Below are 2,615 nucleotides of genomic sequence, written 5' to 3' on the forward strand. Positions count from 1 at the left end.
GGCGGCGCCCGACAGCAGCAGCGCCCGGCGCGCCGCCTCGCGGCTCTGGGTGATGAGCTGGTCGTACTGGAAGACGGCGCGCAGCGCGACGCCCACCACCAGCGCCGTGACCACCAGGAAGGCGGCCAGCAGCAACTGCTGGAAGGAGCCGCGCGCGCGTGGCCGGCCGGCCGACATCAGGCGGCCTGCGCGGCGCGCGCGGCGCCGGTGCCGTCGTGCTCGTGCGTCAGCACCTCGCCGCGAAGCGTGTGCGAGAGCGCCTGGGTGATCCTCACGTCCACCATCTGGCCCACCAGCCGCGCCGGCGCCTCGAAGTTGACGACGCGGAAGCAGTCGGTGCGGCCCATGAGCTCGGCCGGGTTCTTCTTCGACGGGCCCTCCACCAGCAGCCGCTGCGTGGTGCCGACCAGCGCGTCGGACAGACGGCGCACGTTGTCGTCGATGGTCTTCTGCAGGTGCTGCAGGCGTGCGAGCTTGACCTCGTGCGGCGTGTCGTCGTGCAGCGCGGCGGCGGGCGTGCCGGGCCGCGGGCTGAAGATGAAGCTGAAGCTGGCGTCGAAGCCGACGTCTTCGATCAGCTTCATCATCTTCGCGAAGTCGTCCTCGGTCTCGCCCGGGAAGCCGACGATGAAGTCGCTGGACAGCGCCAGCTGCGGCCGGATGGCGCGCAGCTTGCGGATCGTGCTCTTGTATTCCATGGCGGTGTAGCCGCGCTTCATCGCCATCAGGATGCGGTCGCTGCCGTGCTGCACCGGCAGGTGCAGGTGGCTCACCAGCTGCGGCACGCGGGCATAGGTGTCGATCAGCCGCGGCGTGAATTCGTTGGGGTGGCTGGTGGTGTAGCGGATGCGCTCGATGCCGGGAATCTCGGCGATGTATTCGATCAGCGTGGCGAAGTCGGCGATGTCGCCGGTGTCGCCCATCCGGCCGCGGTAGGCGTTCACGTTCTGGCCCAGCAGTGTGACCTCGCGCACGCCCTGGTCGGCCAGGCCGGCGACCTCGACCAGCACGTCGTCCAGCGGGCGGTTCACCTCCTCGCCGCGGGTGTAGGGCACCACGCAGTAGCTGCAGTACTTGGAGCAGCCTTCCATGATCGACACGTAGGCCGTCGCGCCTTCGACCCGCGCGGGCGGCAGGTGGTCGAACTTCTCGATCTCGGGAAAGGAGATGTCCACCTGCGGGCGGCGCTCGGCCTCGCGGCGGGCCAGCAGCTCGGGCAGGCGGTGCAGGGTCTGCGGGCCGAAGACCACGTCCACGTAGGGTGCGCGGGCGATGATGGCCTCGCCCTCCTGGCTGGCCACGCAGCCGCCGACGCCGATCTTCACGCCCCTGGCCTTCAGGTGCTGCACGCGGCCGAGGTCGGAGAACACTTTTTCCTGCGCCTTTTCGCGCACGGAGCAGGTGTTGAAGAGGATCAGGTCGGCCTCGTCCACGTTCTGGGTGGGTTCGTAGCCGTCGGCGGCGGCGAGGACGTCGGCCATCTTGTCCGAGTCGTACTCGTTCATCTGGCAGCCGAAGGTCTTGATGAAGACTTTGCGGGACATGGCGGGGCTTTCTGTGCAAGGCGGCCGGCCGGCGGGGCCGGCGGCGGGAATCGTGGGAAAAGGAACGGCGGGCGACGGTGGCGGCTGGCCGCGCCGCAGCGGCACGGCGCGGGCCGGGCGCTCAGCCGCCCTCGTTGTCGGCCTGGGTGACGAAGGGCCAGAAGTTCAGCAGCGGCTGGCCGCCGGCGGAAGCGCGCGGCGCCGCCGCCTCGTCGGGCGTGAGGATCCAGACCTGCTGCACCTGCCCGGCCGGGTCGCGCAGGTAGTTCACGGCCAGGTCCTGGCCCAGCAGCATGCTGCCGGTCACGACCATATTCTGGGCATTGCGGATGCGGGTGCCGGGCGCCAGCACCTCCAGCCGGCCGTCGAGCTCGGCCTGGGGAAAGTCGAGCATGCGCAGGCGGCCGCGCAGCGTGCCGTCGGGAAAGTTGCGGCCGCCCAGGGCGGCTTCGTTCTGGGTCTGCGCCAGCGCGGGCCGGGGCGCGACGAGGGCCGCGGTGCCCAGGCCGAGCAGGGCGGCGGCGAGAAGGGAAAAAGCGAGTCGTGGGCTGCAGCGGTTCATGGGGTTCATCCAGAGGCTGGCGAGCGGCGGATTCTAGGCGGCGGTGCCGGCCCTCAACTGCTGGTCTCGTCCCGCGCCAGGTCGCGGCTGAGGTGGCCGGTGTCGGCCCAGCCGACGAGCGAGAAGCCCTCGGGCGTCCACAGCAGCCGGTTGATGGCCGCGTTGCGCAGTTCCCAGGTGCGCGGCGCCTGCAGTTCCTGGCCGGTGGCGGCGCGGTAGAGCACGTCCATCACGCCGCCGTGGGCCACCAGCACGATCAGCTCGCCCGGGTGCCGCGCCGCCAGTTCGGCGGCGACGGCCACGATGCGGTCGCGGAAGACCAGCAGGTTCTCGCCGCCCTCGGGCGCGAAGTCGGGCACGCGCTTGCGCCACTTGAGCGCCTGTTCGGGCAGCTCGGCCTCGATCTCGGCGAAGGTGCGGCCCTCGAAGATGCCGAAGCCGCGCTCGCGCAGCCGCGGCTCGGCGACCAGGGCGGGCGCATCGGGATGGGCCTCGGCGATGGCGCGGGC

Annotated in this window: 3 protein-coding genes; all 3 read right to left on the bottom strand. The window is 71.3% G+C overall.

All coding sequences use genetic code 11. From position 1 onward, the window contains the following. Positions 1-176 precede the first annotated feature (176 nt). A complete protein-coding gene (gene miaB / locus NS331_RS25090; protein WP_058644610.1) occupies positions 177-1,544 on the bottom strand; it encodes a tRNA (N6-isopentenyl adenosine(37)-C2)-methylthiotransferase MiaB in 1,368 nt (455 codons plus the stop codon). Positions 1,545-1,665: 121 nt separating this feature from the next. Then, positions 1,666-2,106, bottom strand: a complete 441-nt coding sequence (locus tag NS331_RS25095; protein ID WP_058644611.1) for a hypothetical protein — start codon at positions 2,104-2,106, stop codon at positions 1,666-1,668. Between the two features lie 53 nt (positions 2,107-2,159). Beyond that, on the bottom strand, positions 2,160-2,615 hold a 456-nt coding region (locus NS331_RS25100; RefSeq protein ID WP_058644612.1), incomplete at its 5' end, for a histidine phosphatase family protein.

The organism is Pseudacidovorax intermedius, assembly GCF_001476815.1.
Taxonomy (GTDB): Bacteria; Pseudomonadota; Gammaproteobacteria; order Burkholderiales; family Burkholderiaceae_C; genus Xenophilus; species Xenophilus intermedius_A.

Excerpts from the sequence above, each read along its gene's own strand:
- miaB (WP_058644610.1), bottom strand. The coding sequence starts at position 1,544 with ATGTCCCGCAAAGTCTTCATCAAGACCTTCGGCTGCCAGATGAACGAG.
- NS331_RS25095 (WP_058644611.1), bottom strand. The coding sequence starts at position 2,106 with ATGAACCGCTGCAGCCCACGACTCGCTTTTTCCCTTCTCGCCGCCGCC.